The organism is Methylobacterium sp. CM6257 (genome assembly GCF_054611515.1).
Genome location: NZ_CM137735.1, coordinates 2,836,617 through 2,852,088, shown reverse-complemented (window position 1 = coordinate 2,852,088; position 15,472 = coordinate 2,836,617). Strand labels below are relative to the sequence as shown.

The following is a 15,472-nucleotide window of genomic DNA, read 5'->3' as shown; positions in this document are numbered from 1 at the left end:
GCATTGCCCCGGAGCGTCCATGGTTTAGCTTCCCGGCTGATTCCGACGGCGCGGAGGGGGCTGGGCATGCCGATCGAGACCGTGGAGGCCGCTGGCCGCCGCCGGGGCGCCGACCTGCTGGTGGAGGTGCTGCGCTCGGAGGGCGTGCGCTACATCTTCGGCAATCCCGGCACGACCGAGTTGCCGCTCATCGACGCGCTGACCGAGGCGCCGGACCTCAGCTACGTGCTGGCCCTGCAGGAGGCCACCGCGGTGGCCATGGCGGACGGCTACGCGCAGGGCGCCCGCCGGCCCGCCTTCCTCAACCTGCACACGGCGGGCGGCCTCGGCCACGCCATGGGCGGCCTCGTCAACTCCCAGGTCTCGGGCACGCCGCTGGTGGTCACCGCCGGGCAGCAGGACCTGCGCCACGCGCTCACCGACCCGCTGCTGATGGGCGACCTCGTCGCCATCGCCGATCCGGTGATGAAATGGGCGCGCGAGGTGACGAGTCCGGACCAGATCCCGATCCTGCTGCGCCGGGCCTTCCACGATTCGGCTGCCGCCCCGTCCGGCCCGGTCTTCCTGTCCCTGCCCATGGACGTGATGGAGGCGATGACCGCCGTGCCGGCGGGCGAGACCTCGACCATCGACCAGCGGGCGGTGGCGGGCTCCCTCGACCGACTGGCGGAGCGGCTTGCCGCCATCGCGCCCGGCCGCCTCGCCCTGATCGCCGGCGACGAGATCGACGCCTCGGACGCCTCGGCGCAGATGGTGGCGCTCGCCGATCTGGTGGCGGCGCCGGTCTACGGCTCGTCCTGGCCGGCCCACATCCCCTTCCCCACCGCGCACCCGCTCTGGGCCGGCAACCTGCCCACCCGGGCCGACGCCATCGCGGGCATCCTCGGGCGCTACGACGCGGTGTTCGCGCTGGGCGGCAAGTCGCTGATCACCGTGCTCTACTCGGAGGTCTCGGCGGTACCGTCGGGGACGCAGGTGTTCCAGCTCTCGGCCGACGTGCGCGACCTCGGGCGCACCTACGCCACCTGCCTGTCGACGGTGGGCGACATCCGCGCCTCGCTGGACGCCCTGCTGCCGCTGCTGGCCCCCCGCCTTGCCGACCGTGCCGACGCTTTTGCGCACCTGCGCGCCCAGGCCGTGACCGCGCGGGCCGAGCGGCGGGCGAGGCTCGCTGCCGCCGCCGACGCGGCCTTCGACGATCCGGTGATCGCGCCGCTGGTGGCCGCCCGCGAGGTGGCCCGGGCGGTCGGGGCCGAGACCACCATCGTGGACGAGGCGCCCGCGACGCTGACCCACCTGCGCACCTTCCTCGACAGCCCCTCGGCCCATCAATACGCGGCGATGCGCGGCGGCGTGCTCGGCTGGGGCATGCCGGCCGCGGTGGGCTTCTCGCTGGGGCTCGACCGCGCGCCGGTGGTCTGCGTGGTCGGCGACGGGGCGGCCATGTACTCGCCCCAGGCGCTCTGGACCGCTGCACACGAGAAGCTGCCGGTCACCTTCGTGGTGATCAACAACGCCGAGTACAACATCCTCAAGTCCTTCATGAAGGGCCAGGCGCACTACGCCTCGGTGCGCGCCAACCGCTTCATCGCCATGGACCTCACCGACCCGCGGATCGATTTTTTGGCACTTGCCACCTCGATGGGGGTCCCTGCGCAGCGGGTGACCCGGGCCGCCGACATCGCCCCGGCCATCGAGGCCGGGATCCGGTCGGGGGGCGCCAACCTCGTGGAGGTGGTGGTGCGGTCGACGTGAGCGGGGCACTCACTCCAGCCCCGGCACCGGTGCCCCGAAAGCCGCCGCCAGCAGCACCGCGTTGAGGCCCAGCACCACGACCGCCCCCGCCACGGCGGCCGCCTGGGTCAGCGGGCCGTTGGCGAAGGGGCCCATCACGCTCCTGCGCCGGGTGAACACCACCAGGGCGACCATCGGGACCGGCAGGGCGAGCGACAGCACCACCTGGGACAGGACCAGCGCCCGCGTCGGGTCGATCCCGATCGCCACCACCACGAAGGCCGGCAGCATGGTGACGAGCCGGCGGACGAGGAGCGGGATGCGCCAGCCGGTGAAGCCCTGCATCACCAGCTGGCCGGCGAGCGTCCCCACCACCGAGGAGGAGATCCCGGAGGCCAGGAGCGACACCAGGAAGGCCGCCCCGGCCGCCGGGCCGAGCAGCGGAGTCAGGGTGCGGTAGGCCTCACCGATCTCGGCCACCTCGCTGTGGCCGACATGGAAGGCCGCCGCCGCCATGATCACCATCGCCATGTTGACGAGGCCCGCGAGCAGCAGCGCCACCACCACCTCGCGGTTCGAGTAGCGTACCAGCAGGCGCCGGTCGGCTTCGGTGCGGGGATTGCCCCGCCCCTGGGTGAGTCCCGAATGCAGGAACAGCGCGTGGGGCATCACGGTGGCGCCGATGATCCCGACCGCGATGGTGAGCGCCTCCGCGTCCGGGATCTTCGGGGTGACGAGGCCCTTGGCGGCCTCGCCCCAGGCCACCGGGGCGATCAGGAGCTCGACCGCGTAGCAGAGGCCGATCGTGCCCACCATCGCGCCGATGGCGATCTCCAGGGGCCGGAAACCCTCGTGCTCCAGGAGCAGGATCGCGTAGGTGACCACCGCGGTGATCGCCATGCCGGCCATGAGCGGCATGCCGGTGAGCAGCGACAGGCCGATGGCGCCGCCGAGGAACTCCGCCAAGTCGGTGGCCATGGCGGCGACCTCGCTGATCCCCCACAGGGCGAGGCGGACCGGCCGCCTCGTCGCGTCCCGGCAATGCTCGGCGAGGTTCTTGCCCGTCACGATGCCGAGCTTGGCCGACAGCGCCTGGAACAGCATCGCCGTCAGGTTGGCGAGCAGCACCACCCAGAGCAGGCCGTAGCCGTAGCGGGCGCCGGCCTGGATGTTCGTCGCGAAATTGCCGGGGTCCATGTAGGCGATCGACGCCGTCACGGCGGGACCCGCGAACAGCAGGAAGCGACCCCGTCCGCCCGCTCGCCCTTCGAGGACATCGCGGATGGCGCTCTCCGTCCGCCGGCTCATCGCCCCGGGCGCAGCGCCCCCAGGGGCCGTCGCGGCGTTCGGCGCCACCATGCTCACCCTCTCCTCAAAGATATAGCCCAAGCTATAATCAGGTCGGCGGCCGCGGGATTCAAGGGGGAACATCCCTGCCCTGCGGGACTCCCCTCCCACCGCTGGTTTTTGCTAGACAAGGGCCGGGCGGCGTGTGCGTGCCGAGAGGGAGAGCCGATGCAGGAAACGTCCGAGCAGGGCTCGCCCGAGACCGTGCTGGTCGATCCGGAGCGGCACGTGGAGAGCTTCCGCCAGGCCCGGGAGGCCCGGCGCTCCGAACTCGTCGAGGATTATGTCGAGCTGATCGACGACCTGATCGGCGACGGCGGCGAGGCGCGGCAGGTGGACATCGCGGCGCGCCTCGGCGTGGCCCAGCCCACTGTCGCCAAGATGTTGAAGCGCCTGTGCGAGGACGGGTTCGTCCAGCAGCGGCCCTATCGCGGCGTTTTCCTGACCGAGGCCGGCCGCCGGCTCGCCGCCCAGGCGCGGGAGCGCCATCGGATCGTCGAGCGCTTCCTCTGCGCGCTGGGGGTCAGCCCCGAGACGGCGCGGCGGGACGCGGAGGGGATCGAGCACCACGTCAGCGCCGAGACCCTGGCGGCCTTCCGCGCCTTCGCGGAGCGGCACGAGAGGACGTGATGGGCGGCGGCGCGCGTCGCGTCCGGAGGCCAGGGCGACATCGACCGGCCCCGGCCGGGCCGGTCTGACGCGACGGAGGTCTGGACCTCCGTCGCGTCAGGTGTCGCACGATCGCGATCGTGAACCGGCCTTGCCCCCTCGTCGTCGCATCGCTCCGCTCGCGCGACGACGTCACGCCGTCGGCGCCGCCACCTTCTGGCGCAGGCCCATGATCACCGCGCGCAGCATCTCGGCTCCCGCCGCGCCGGCATCCGGCAGGGTACCGGTGCGCGAGGCGTAGATCCGCTCGTGCACGAAGGCGAGCTTGGCGATCACCGTCGGCGTCAGCTTGAACGGGTAGAGCGCCGGCTGGCCCATGCTGTGGGAGAGCGAATTGATCGCGTAGGTCAGCGGCAGCCACGCGGCGATCAGTCGGTCGAGGTCGGCCGTGTTGTAGGGATCGAAGTCGATCACGGTCGGCGCCTGCGGGCCGTGGCGCAGGCGCGGGCGCACGTGCAGCTCGAAGGTCGAGGCGGTCTCCACCGTGTCGACGATGTGCAGGTAATGCGCGAAGGTCTCGGCGAAATCCTCCCACGGATGGGCGGTGGCGTAGGCCGAGACGTAGGATTCGTCCCAGTCGGCGGGCGCGCCCTTCGCGTAATGGTCCTGCAGGGCCTGGACGTAGTTCAGGCTCTCGTCGCCGAACAGCGCCCGGAAGGACTCCATCGTGGGGCTGTTCATCACCAGCAGGTACCAGAAGTAATGCCCGATCTCGTGTCGGAAATGGCCGAGCAGGGTGCGGTAATGCTCGCCGAACAGGATCCGGCGGCGCTCCCGCTCGACGTCGTCGGCCTCGGCGATGTTCATGGTGATCAGGCCGTTGATGTGGCCGGTCAGCACCGGCGTGCCACCGGAAAAGCTCTCGGAGGGGTCGACCAGAAAATCGAAGGCGAGGCCGTCCGTGTACTGGGCGCGGGTGGCGAGCGGCAGTTCCAGGCGCAGCAGCGAGTAGAACAGCCGGTGCTTGGCGGCCTCGATCTGGCGCCAGCGCGTCAGGTTCCAGGGCTGCGACAGGTCTGGCACCACGCGGTTGTGGCGGCAGGCGGTGCAGTAGATGTCGGGGCTGTCCTCCGGCACGAGCCAGTTGCAGGCCTCCGAGAGGGCGTTGTTGCACAGGCGGTAGCGCCGGCCGGGATCCGCGTAGGCGTGGAACACCTGCGCCCCGCCCATCAGCGGATGGGCCGAGAGACCCTGCGGTTCCAGGGCTGAGACCTCGTGGGTCGCGCAGACGTAGCCCAGCCGCCGCGCACAGCTCTCGCAGCCAGTCGCCTCGAAGGTGACCGGCTGGTCGCAGGCCTGGCACTGGAAGATCTTCATCGCGCGGTCCCGGGCCGGCGGGCGACTCACCAGCCGGTCAAGCGGGACCGGCCGGCAAAGTTCCTGCCACGGAGTGCAGCGGGCGGGCGTCGCCGCACGAAAATTGCTTGTGGCTCAGTCTGTGTCGCATAACCGCGCGGTGGGGTCCGGCGCCCGGCCCGCCGCGGTGCCGAGTACTGGCTACGAGACCGTATTCGATCCTTCCGACGGAGCCATCGTGTCGATCAAAGCCGCCCTGCACCACGTCACGCATTACCGCTACGACCGGCCGATCAGCCTTGGTCCCCAGGTGATCCGCCTGCGCCCGGCGCCGCACGCGCGCACCAAGGTGCCGGCCTACGCGCTGAAAGTGACGCCCGCCAACCACTTCCTGAACTGGCAGCAGGATCCGAGCGGCAACTGGCTCGCCCGCCTCGTCTTCCCCGAGAGGACCGACGAGCTGAAGATCGAGGTCGACCTCACCGCCGACATGGCGGTGATCAATCCGTTCGACTTCTTCGTCGAGGATTACGCGCAGACCCGGCCCTTCGCGTACGATCGCGGCCTCGCCGAGGAACTGGTCCCCTACCTCACGCCGGTCGACGCGGATTGCCCCGAGATGGAGGCGCTGCTCGCCCGACTTCCCGAGGAGCCCAACACGGTTCAGTTCCTCGTGGCGCTCAACGGCCTGATCGCCCGCGAGACCGCCTACGGCGTGCGCCTGGAGCCGGGCGTCCAGACGCCCGCCGAGACCCTGCGGCTGAAGAGCGGCTCCTGCCGGGACTCGGCGTGGCTGCTCGTGCAGGTGCTGCGCCGGATCGGCCTCGCCGCCCGGTTCGTCTCCGGCTACCTGATCCAGCTCGTGCCCGACACGACCGCGGTCGACGGGCCGACCGGCGCGTCGTCGGACTTCACCGACCTGCACGCCTGGGCCGAGGTCTACCTGCCGGGCGCCGGCTGGGTCGGCATGGACGCGACCTCGGGCCTGCTCACCGGCGAGGGCCACATCCCGCTCGCCGCGACGCCGCACTACCAGTCCGCCGCGCCGATCTCGGGGGCGATGGAGCCCGCCGAGACCACGTTCGACTTCAAGATGGCGATCACCCGCGTCGCCGAGACGCCGCGGATCACCAAGCCGTTCTCGGAGGCCGTCTGGGCCGCCATGGACGCGCTGGGCGAGCGGGTCGACGCCGACCTCGCCGCGCAGGACGTGCGGCTGACCATGGGCGGCGAGCCGACCTTCGTGTCGGTGGACGATTTCGAATCGCCCGAGTGGAACATCGCGGCCGTCGGCCCGACCAAGCGGGGACTCGCCGACCGGCTGATCCGGCGCCTGCGCGACCGGTTCGGCCCGGGGGGGCTGCTCCATTACGGCCAGGGCAAGTGGTATCCCGGCGAGAGCCTGCCCCGCTGGGCCTTCGCGCTCTACTGGCGCAAGGACGGCAAGCCGATCTGGCGCGACCCGGACCTGATCGCGCCGGAGGTGGTCGCCGGGGAGGCGGGGCAAGCCACCATCGCGCAGGCCAAGGCGCTCGCCGACGCGCTGGCCCGCCGCCTCGGCCTCTCCGACTACGTCTTCCCGGCGTTTGAGGACGGGGAGCTCTGGGAGCGGAAGACCGCGGAGCTGCCGGTCAACGTCACGCCCGAGGCGGCCCGGTCCGGCTCGGCGGAGTTCGACGCCCGGATCAGGCGCGTCTACGCGCGGGGCCTCGGGGAGGCGGCGGGCTACGTCCTGCCGCTCGCGAGCCTGCCCACCGGCCAGGACGGCGATGCCGACCGGGTCTGGATTTCGGAGACCTGGACCTTCCGGCGCGGCGCCGCGTTCCTGGTGCCGGGCGACTCGCCGGTGGGCTTCCGTTTGCCCCTGTCGTCCCTGCCCTACGTGCCGCCGGAGCACTACCCCTACTACCAGCCGCAGGACCCGCTGGAGCCCCGCGCCCCCCTTCCCGACGGGCATCCCGGCGCCGCGACCGTCAACGGCTCCGGCATCACCGGCGTCGCGGTGCGCACGGCGCTGTCGATCGAGCCCCGGGACGGGGTTGTGCGGGTGTTCATGCCGCCGGTGCAGCGGGCGGACGAGTATCTCGAACTCGCCGGCCACTTGGAGGCCGCCGCCGCCGCGCTGCACCTGCCGATCCAGATCGAGGGCTACGAGCCGCCCTACGACCCGCGCATCGGCGTGATCAAGGTCACCCCCGATCCTGGCGTGATCGAGGTGAACGTCCACCCGGCGGCCTCCTGGCGCGAGGCGGTGGCCATCACCACCGACCTCTACGCCGAGGCCCGCCAGACCCGGCTCGGGGCGGAGAAATTCATGACCGACGGGCGCCACACCGGCACCGGCGGCGGCAACCACGTGGTCATCGGCGGCGTCACGCCGGACGATTCCCCGTTCCTGCGGCGGCCCGACCTCCTGAAGAGCCTCGTGCTCTACTGGCAGCGCCACCCGTCCCTCTCATACCTGTTCTCCGGCCTCTATATCGGCCCGACGAGCCAGGCGCCGCGCATGGACGAGGCCCGCCACGACGGGCTCTACGAGCTGGAGATCGCGCTCGCCCAGGTGCCGGCCCCCGACGCGCCCAACATCCCGCGCTGGCTGGTGGACCGGATCTTCCGCAACATCCTGGTGGACGTCACCGGCAACACCCACCGGGCCGAGATCTGCATCGACAAGCTCTACTCGCCGGACGGACCCACGGGGCGCCTCGGCCTCCTGGAGTTCCGGGCCTTCGAGATGCCGCCGGACGCCCGGATGAGCCTCGCCCAGCAATTGCTGCTCCGCGCCCTCGTGGCCTGGTTGTGGCGCGAGCCGCAGACCGGGAGCTGTGTCCGCTGGGGCACGACACTCCACGATCGCTTCATGCTGCCGCATTTCCTCTGGTCCGACTTCCTCTCGGTGCTGGAGGATCTCCGGGCGGCGGGGTACGCTTTCGATCCGGTCGCCTTCGAGGCGCAGGCCCTGTTCCGGTTCCCGGTCTTCGGCACGGTCGAGCAGGGCGGGGTCCAGATGGAGCTGCGCCAGGCGCTGGAGCCCTGGCACGTGATGGGCGAGGAAGGGACCAGCGGGGGCACCGTGCGCTTCGTCGACAGCTCGGTCGAGCGGCTGCAGGTCAAGATCGAGGGCTTCGTGCCCGAGCGGCACGTGATCGCCTGCAACGGCCGCCGCCTGCCCATGACCGGCACCGGCCGCGGCGGAGAGGCCGTGGCGGGCCTGCGCTTCAAGGCGTGGCAGCCGGCCTCCTCGCTGCACCCGACCATCCCCGCCCACTCGCCGCTCACCTTCGACATCCTCGACGCCTGGAGCGGCCGGTCGCTCGGCGGCTGCCGCTACCACGTCGCCCATCCGGGCGGCCGCAACTACGAGACCCATCCGGTCAACGCCTACGAGGCGGAGGGGCGGCGCCTCGCCCGGTTCCAGTCGCACGGCCACACCCCGGGTCGGGTCGCGATGCCCCGTCCGGAATCGAGCGCCGAGTTCCCGCTCACCCTCGACCTGCGGACGCCGGCCCCGCAATGACCGGGGGGCCGTGATGGAGGCAGCGCTCGCGGGCAGCCGCGGCCGGGCCGAGCGGCCGGAGGGCGCGCGGGAGCGCGTCGCCCGCTGGTGCGCGGGCTACCGCCCCGCACCCGGCCGGCCGGACGAGTTCCTGGGCCCCGACGGGGCGCCCCGCGGGGCGTGGCCGCGCCTGCTCGACCGCCTCGGCGGGCTCACCGAGCCGGAGATCATGGCCCGCTTCGTCGCGGCGGAGCGGCACATCCGGGATGCGGGCATCTCGTTCCGCATCGCGGGCGACCAGCGCGAGCACCCCTGGCCGCTGGGCTGCCTGCCCCTGGTGATCGAGGGGCCTGAGTGGGCGGCGCTCAGCGCCGGGATCGTGCAGCGCGCGGAGCTGATGGAGGCGATCCTCGCCGACGTCTACGGGGACGGCCGCTTGGTCGCGGAGGGGCTGCTCCCCGCCGCGATCGTGGCCGGGACACCCGAGTTCCTGCACCCGCTCCACGGGGTCGCGCCCCCCGGTGGCCATTGCCTGAAGCTCTACGCCGCCGATCTCGGCCGGGGCCCGGACGGGCGCTGGCAGGTGCTGGCCGACCGGACCCAGGCACCCTCCGGCCTCGGCTGGGCGCTGGAGAACCGGATGGTCCTGGCCCGGACCTTCCCGGACTTCTTCCAGGACCTCCACGTCGAGCGCCTTCCGGCCTTCTTCCAGGCGTTCCGCGACGGGCTGGCGCTCGGGGCCAAGCGATCGGACCCGCGGATCTGCCTGCTGACCTCCGGCCCCTACAGCAGCACCTATGTCGAGCAGGCGGCACTGGCCCGCTATCTCGGCCTGATGCTCGTGGAGGGCGACGACCTCGTCATGCAGGACGGGGGCCTGCACGTGCGCACCGTCTCGGGCCTGAAACGGGCCGACGCCCTGTGGCGGCGGATCGACGCCGACTTCCTCGACCCCCTGGAGCTGAACCCGGCCTCGCGGCTCGGCGTGCCCGGCATCCTGGAGGCCCTGCGCAACGACTCCCTGGTGATGACCAACATGCCGGGTTCGGGTCTCGTCGAGTCGGCCGCGCTCGCCCCCTACCTCGACGGCATCGCTCGCCGCATCCTCGGCGAGCCCCTGCGGCTCGGCCATCCGCGCACATGGTGGTGCGGCGACCTCGAGGGTCTGGCGCACGCGCGGGCCCACCTCGACAGCCTGACCCTGCGCCCGGCCGCCACGCCGCAGCGGGGGGCGGGGCGCGACGCGATCCTGGCGGGTCCGGTCCTGGCGGCCGAGCGGGAGCGGGTGGTCGCGGCCCTGCGCGACCGGCCCTTCGACTACGTCGCCCAGGAGGCCGCGCCGCTCTCGACCATGCCGGGCTGGGAGCGCGGCCCGGACGGCCTCGTCCTGGTGCCCCGGCCCTTCGTGGTCCGCGTCTTCGCCACGCGGACGCCGCTCGGCTGGCAGGTGATGCCGGGCGGCTTCTGCCGCGTCACGGAGCGCGAGGACGTCGATCCGATCGAACTGCGGCTCGGCATCCGCTCCGCCGATGTCTGGGTCCTGTCCGAGGAGCCGGTCGCCGCGCCCCCGATCGGCGCGCACGCGGCCCCGCGGGTGCGGCGGGTCGGCGGCCACCTGCCGTCCCGGGCCGCCGACGGCCTGTTCTGGCTCGGGCGCTACTTGGAGCGCGGCGAGGCGGTGATCCGGCTGGTGCTGGCCCATCTGCGCAGCGTCGGCGACGCCGTCGGGACCGACATCTCGGGCGCCCTCGACACGCCGGCGGCCCTGGCGCTCCGGGCCCTGCTGCACGAGTGGGGCGCCGTCGCCGCCGCCGACCTGCCCACCGCCCGCCTCGCCCAGGAGGCGCTCGCCGGGCGCGACCGGCCGGGTTCGGCCTGGGCCCACATCGTCTCGGCCCGCCGCAACGCCGCCGCGTTGCGGGCGCGCCTCTCCGGCGAGGCCTGGCGGGTGCTCGCCGACCTGAACGAGCTCCTGTCCCTCGACCCGGAGCGGGCGCTGACCGAGTCGCAGCTCGCGGGCCGCGCCGAACGGGCCCTGAGCCACCTCGCGGCGCTCTCCGGCCTCACCCACGAGAATATGAGCCGGGCGGAGGGCTGGCACTTCATCGAACTCGGCCGTCGCATCGAGCGGGCGATCAACACCGGCGCCTTCGCGCTGGCCTTCGCCAACGACGAGGCGACCCCCGGCTGCCTCGGGGTGATGCTGTCGCTCTGCGACTCGCAGATCAGCTACGGCCGGCGCTACCTGCAGGGGGCGGCCCTCGATCCGGTCCGCGACATGGTGCTCCTCGACCCCTACAACCCGCGCTCGATCGCCTTCCAGGCCGAGGCGATCACCCGGCACCTCGCCGACCTGCCGGCGCTGGCCGCGGACGGCATCCCCGAGCCGCAGTGCCGCCTCGCCACACGGATCCTGGCGGAGCTGCGCAGCGGCGAGGCCGCGGATTTCGACGCCGTGCGCCTCACCGGCTTGGCAACCGACCTTGAGCGACTCGCCGACGGCATCGCGGCCCGCTACTTCCCCGCCGGGCCCAACGCGCTCCGCCCGGAAAAGCTGACGGGGCTGGCGTGATCTACACGCTGCGCCACCGCACCACCTACCGCTACGGCCGGCCGGTGCACTTCGCCCGCTGCACCCTGCGGCTCAAGCCGCAGGATTGCGAGGGCCAGAGCGTGCTGGCGAGCGCCGTCACGATCGACCCGAGCCCCGCCCGCGCGGTGATGCGGCGCGACTATTTCGGGACCGACGCGGTGGCGATCACCCTGGAGACGCCGCACACCACCTTCAGCGTCGAGGCGCTCTCCACTGTGCGGGTCGAGCGCCCGGCCCCGCCGCCGCCGGAATCCGGGATGCCCTGGGAGCGGGTCCGCGACGCCGTTCTGGCCGGGCGCGACCTCGGTGGCCGGGCGCCGGTGCATTTCCTGTTCCCGAGCGGCCGGGTGCCGCTGCTGCCCGCGATCACCGACTACGCCCGGCCGAGCTTCTCCGCCGGCCGCAGCGCCTACGGGGCGGCCCACGACCTGATGCTGCGGATCGGCCGGGATTTCCGCTTCGACGCCAAGGCCACGCATGTGAACACGCCGCTGGCCGAGGCCTTCACGCTCCGGGCCGGAGTCTGCCAGGACTTCGCCCACGTGATGATCGCGGCCCTGCGCGGCATGGGCCTGCCGGCGACCTATGTCAGCGGTTACCTGCGCACCGTGCCGCCGCCGGGCCGCCCGCGCCTGCGCGGCGCGGATGCGAGCCACGCCTGGGTGGCGGTCTGGTGCGGCGAGGGCTGGCTCGGCCTCGATCCGACCAACGGCGTCGCGGTCCGGGACGACCACATCGTGGTGGCAAGCGGCCGCGATTACGGCGACGTGGCCCCCATCGACGGCATCGTCAGCGGCTCGGGCAAGCAGCGCCTCAAGGTCGAGGTCGACGTCATTCCCGATACCGAGACGCAGGATCTTGCGCTGGTGGGGTGAGGAGGGCTGGGGTCAACTTGGAATGGCCCGTTCACAGCGTTGGGCCTTACCACATCGTCTTGGCCGCCCGGCCCGGCCATTCCGCATCGTAGCGCGCACCGCCGACCTCCCCCGCGGTCAGCGCTGCCAGGATCGCCCCCGGGGTCGGCAAGGTCGCCGGATCGACGCGGGAGTCCACCTCTCACAGCTTGGCCCGGATGATCGCCCGGGCGCATTGGAAGTAGACTACCTTGACCGTGATCACGACCGCGGTGCGTGGCGCGTGGCCGTCGACGCGGAACGCGGCGAGGAGGTCGGGGTCGGCCGAGATCACCGCCCGCCCGTTCACCCGGAGCGTCGTGCCCGAGCCCGGGATCAGGAACAGCAGCGCGACCCGCGGGTCGCGCACGACGTTGCGGAGCGAGTCGATCCGGTTGTTGCCGCGCCGATCGGGCAGGATCAGCGTGCGCGGATCGGCGACCCGCACGAAGCCCGGCCGGTCCCCGCGGGGACTGCAATCGAGCCCCTCGGGGCCGCTGGTGGCCAGCACCGCGAAGGGCGAGGCCTCGATCAGCGCCGCGTAGTCCGGCGTGATCGAGGCCGCCACCTTGGCCGTGGCGGCTGGCGCCAGGGGCGCCTGGTAGATCGCCTCCAGCGCGGCGAGGCTGTCGACGATCACCGCGCCCTCACGCGACCTTGGCCTTGCCGGCCGCGAAGGCTTCGTGCTCGGCCACCAGCGCGCCCGACAGGGCCGCGGCGATCAGGCCCCTTGTCTCCTCCACCCCGTAGAGGGCCACGAAGGAGCCGAAGCGAGGCCCGCGCGCCTCGCCGAACAGCACGTTGTAGAGGCTGGTGAACCACGCCTGCGACACGCCGGGCCGCCCGTCCGGACTCTTGGCCTTGCCGGACATGTCGGGGAAGTGGCGCCGGCCGACCTCGTAGACCGCCGCCTGCAGCGCCTCCGGATCGGTGGAGCCGGCATGCTCCCCGAGGGTCTCCGCGAGGTCCTCGAGGGCCGCCCGCTCCTCGGGCGTCGGCGCCCGGTAGGTCTTGGCCGGCCGCACGAAGTCCGAGAAGTACTTCAGGGCGTGCTTCACCAGCCGGTCGAGGCCCGGATGTGTCTCCGGCCCGGTCTGCGGCGCGTAGCGGCGGATGAAGCCCCACAGCACTGCCGGATCCTCGGTGTTGGCCACCGCCGCGAGGTTGAGCAGCATCGCGAAGGTCAGGCTCGCGCCCTCGACCCTCTCGGGCTCCGGCGGGTTCCCGGCATGCAGGTGCCAGACCGGGTTGCCGAGCCGGAGCTTGGCGTCCTGGCCGGCATAGCGGTCGAGGAAGCCGATATACTCGTCCACGTGCCGCGGGATCACGTCGAAGAACAGGCGCTTGGCCTCCCGGGGCTTGTTGTACATGAACAGGGCCAGGGATTCCGGCGTGCCGTAGCGCAGCCACTCGTCGATGGTCAGGCCGTTGCCCTTCGACTTCGAGATTTTTTGCCCTTTCTCATCCAGGAAGAGCTCGTAGTTGAACCCCTCCGGCGGCTCGCCGCCGAGCGCCCGGGCGATCTTGCCCGACAGCTTGACCGAATCGATCAAATCCTTGCCGGCCATCTCGTAATCGACGCCGAGCGCCACCCAGCGCATCGCCCAGTCGGGCTTCCACTGCAGCTTGGCGTGGCCGCCGGTCACCGGGGTCTCGTAGCGGGTGCCGGTGGCCGGGTCGCGCCAGACCAGGGTGCCGGTCTCGACCCGGACCTCGTCGATCGGCACCTGCATGACGGCGCCGGTCTCCGGGTGGAGCGGCAGGAACGGCGAGTAGCTTGCCGAGCGCTCGGCCCGCAGCGACGGCAGCATGATCTCCATCACGGCGTCGTAGCGCTCGAGCACGCGCATCAGCGTCGCGTCGAACACGCCGGACCGGTAGCACTCCGTCGCCGAGCGGAACTCGTAGGCGAACCCGAAGGCGTCGAGGAAGCGGCGCAGCTCGGCGTTGTTGTGCGCCCCGAAACTGTCATGGGTGCCGAACGGGTCGGGCACGCGGGTGAGCGGCTGGTTGAGGTGGGCGGCCAGCATCTCGCGGTTCGGCACGTTGTCCGGAACCTTGCGCAGCCCGTCCATGTCGTCCGAGAAGGCGATCAGCCGGGTCGGCACCGCGTCCCGGGTCAGCACCCGGAAGGCGTGGCGCACCATGGAGGTGCGGGCGACCTCGCCGAACGTGCCGATATGCGGCAGGCCCGAGGGCCCGTAGCCGGTCTCAAACAGGACCTCGGTCTTGCCGGATTTCTCCAGCCGCGCCACGAGCTTGCGCGCCTCTTCGAAGGGCCAGGCGGCGGCGTTGGCGGCGGCCTCGATGATGTCGGCGTCGAGGGTCAGGGCAGGGGAAGCGGCGGGCATGTCTTCGGGGCTAGCGGCAATCTGGAGGCGCGCACCCTAGAGCGGTTCGCACCGGAGCGGAACGCCCGGCGGTGCAATCCGGTGTCCCGTCGTGCGCCCGCGGCGAAAGCGCCCCGGCCTGTCCTCAGAACGGGCTCACCGGGAAGAACCGCAGGTACAACTCGGTGTACTTGCCATCGTCCCAGACCCGCTGGAGCGCGTCGTCCAGCGCCCGGGAGAGTGCGGCGTCCTCCTGACGGGTGATCAGGCCGATCCCCTCGCCGAAATAGCGGTTCTCCAAGTAGTCGCCGCCGGTGAGCGCGCAGCAATTCTCCGCATCCTGCCCGCCGACATAGAGGGCGAGGTTGAGGCCGTCGGCGAACAGGTAGTCGATCTCGCCGCGCTTGAGCGCGCCTTCGGCCGCCGTAAGATCGGTGAACTCCTTCGCCACGGCCTTCGGGAAGAACGCCTTGAGGTAGGCCGCGTGCGCGCTGCCGGTGATCACGCCGACGCTGCGGCCGGCGAGCGCTGCGGCCGAGGGGAGCGGCAGGCCCCTGTCGCTCCGCGCGGCGAAGCGCGCCGGCCAGCGGAAATACGGCCGCGTCGCCAGGAATTTCTCCCGCAGCGTCGCCGTCAGAGGGATCGCGGCCGCGACCACGTCGCCCTGCTTGCTGTCGAGGGCGTCGAGCAGGGTGTCGAACCGGCGCGCCTGCACCGTGCAGGTGATCGTGAGCTTCTCGCAGACCGCCCGGGCGAGTTCGACCACGAAGCCGGTGGGATTGCCCTCGGGCCCGGCGAAATGCAGCGGCGGGAATTCATCGTCGGTGAGGAACCGGACCGCCCGACCGGTCTGGGGTGCCTCCACCCGCTCGCCGCGGCTGCGCGGATTCCAGAAATCCGGGACGGCCACGGCGGGCGTCGCGGCCTGGGCCCCGGCCTGGGCGGCGGCGGGGCGCGGGCCGCCGCAGAGGGAGGCCGCGATCAGCGCTCCGGCAATCCGGAATGGGATAGAGGTCCTACCATCCCTTGACGGTCGGACGGGCGAGGTGCTCCTCTCGGAGCGGGGGGACGGGGACTGGCTCACCCCCCTCCTCTATCACGTCCTGGGGCCATC

Annotated in this window: 9 protein-coding genes and 1 pseudogene; 5 read left to right on the top strand and 5 right to left on the bottom strand. The window is 72.2% G+C overall.

Translation table 11 applies throughout. The features are described from left to right. The first annotated feature begins 66 nt into the window (after window positions 1-66). The gene (locus ACYCO6_RS14000) at window positions 67-1,755 is read left to right on the top strand and encodes a thiamine pyrophosphate-binding protein (protein ID WP_459772354.1); all 1,689 of its coding nucleotides are present in this window, start codon (window positions 67-69) and stop codon (window positions 1,753-1,755) included. A gap of 9 nt (window positions 1,756-1,764) precedes the next feature. Here the strand turns inward: ACYCO6_RS14000 and ACYCO6_RS13995 are convergent, their stop codons facing one another. Continuing rightward, on the bottom strand, window positions 1,765-3,093 hold the full coding sequence (locus ACYCO6_RS13995) for an Nramp family divalent metal transporter (RefSeq protein WP_459772353.1): 1,329 nt from the start codon (window positions 3,091-3,093) through the stop codon (window positions 1,765-1,767). A gap of 156 nt (window positions 3,094-3,249) precedes the next feature. Here ACYCO6_RS13995 and mntR point away from each other — a divergent pair, with 156 nt between their 5' ends. Continuing rightward, the gene (gene mntR, locus ACYCO6_RS13990) at window positions 3,250-3,711 is read left to right on the top strand and encodes a manganese-binding transcriptional regulator MntR (RefSeq protein ID WP_459772352.1); all 462 of its coding nucleotides are present in this window, start codon (window positions 3,250-3,252) and stop codon (window positions 3,709-3,711) included. A gap of 171 nt (window positions 3,712-3,882) precedes the next feature. Here the strand turns inward: mntR and ACYCO6_RS13985 are convergent, their stop codons facing one another. Further along, entirely contained in the window at window positions 3,883-5,067 is a 1,185-nt protein-coding gene (locus ACYCO6_RS13985) for a zinc-binding metallopeptidase family protein (RefSeq protein WP_459772351.1), read from the bottom strand. A gap of 217 nt (window positions 5,068-5,284) precedes the next feature. On the opposite strand from ACYCO6_RS13985, the gene ACYCO6_RS13980 reads away from it, so the two are divergent. Genes ACYCO6_RS13980 through ACYCO6_RS13970 form a run of 3 tightly spaced genes read left to right on the top strand, consistent with a single transcriptional unit; the run spans window position 5,285 to window position 12,010 of the window. Then, window positions 5,285-8,563: a transglutaminase family protein gene (locus tag ACYCO6_RS13980; RefSeq protein ID WP_459772350.1), complete on the top strand. Its 3,279-nt coding sequence runs from the start codon at window positions 5,285-5,287 to the stop codon at window positions 8,561-8,563. Between the two features lie 13 nt (window positions 8,564-8,576). Further along, window positions 8,577-11,114: a circularly permuted type 2 ATP-grasp protein gene (locus ACYCO6_RS13975; protein ID WP_459773564.1), complete on the top strand. Its 2,538-nt coding sequence runs from the start codon at window positions 8,577-8,579 to the stop codon at window positions 11,112-11,114. Further along, window positions 11,111-12,010, top strand: a complete 900-nt coding sequence (locus tag ACYCO6_RS13970) for a transglutaminase family protein (protein WP_459772349.1) — start codon at window positions 11,111-11,113, stop codon at window positions 12,008-12,010. The genes ACYCO6_RS13975 and ACYCO6_RS13970 overlap by 4 nt, the downstream gene beginning before the upstream one ends. Window positions 12,011-12,056: 46 nt before the next feature. Here the strand turns inward: ACYCO6_RS13970 and ACYCO6_RS13965 are convergent. The 3 genes and pseudogenes from ACYCO6_RS13965 to ACYCO6_RS13955 form a co-directional block, all read right to left on the bottom strand. Then, a pseudogene (locus ACYCO6_RS13965) lies at window positions 12,057-12,668 on the bottom strand (pyridoxamine 5'-phosphate oxidase family protein). A 7-nt stretch (window positions 12,669-12,675) separates the two neighbouring features. Then, a complete protein-coding gene (locus ACYCO6_RS13960) occupies window positions 12,676-14,379 on the bottom strand; it encodes a lysine--tRNA ligase (RefSeq protein ID WP_459772348.1) in 1,704 nt (567 codons plus the stop codon). Window positions 14,380-14,503: 124 nt separating this feature from the next. Next, window positions 14,504-15,340 carry a transporter substrate-binding domain-containing protein gene (locus ACYCO6_RS13955; protein ID WP_459773563.1) on the bottom strand — a complete coding sequence of 279 codons (837 nt, stop codon included), beginning with the start codon at window positions 15,338-15,340 and terminating at the stop codon, window positions 14,504-14,506. Window positions 15,341-15,472 lie beyond the last annotated feature (132 nt).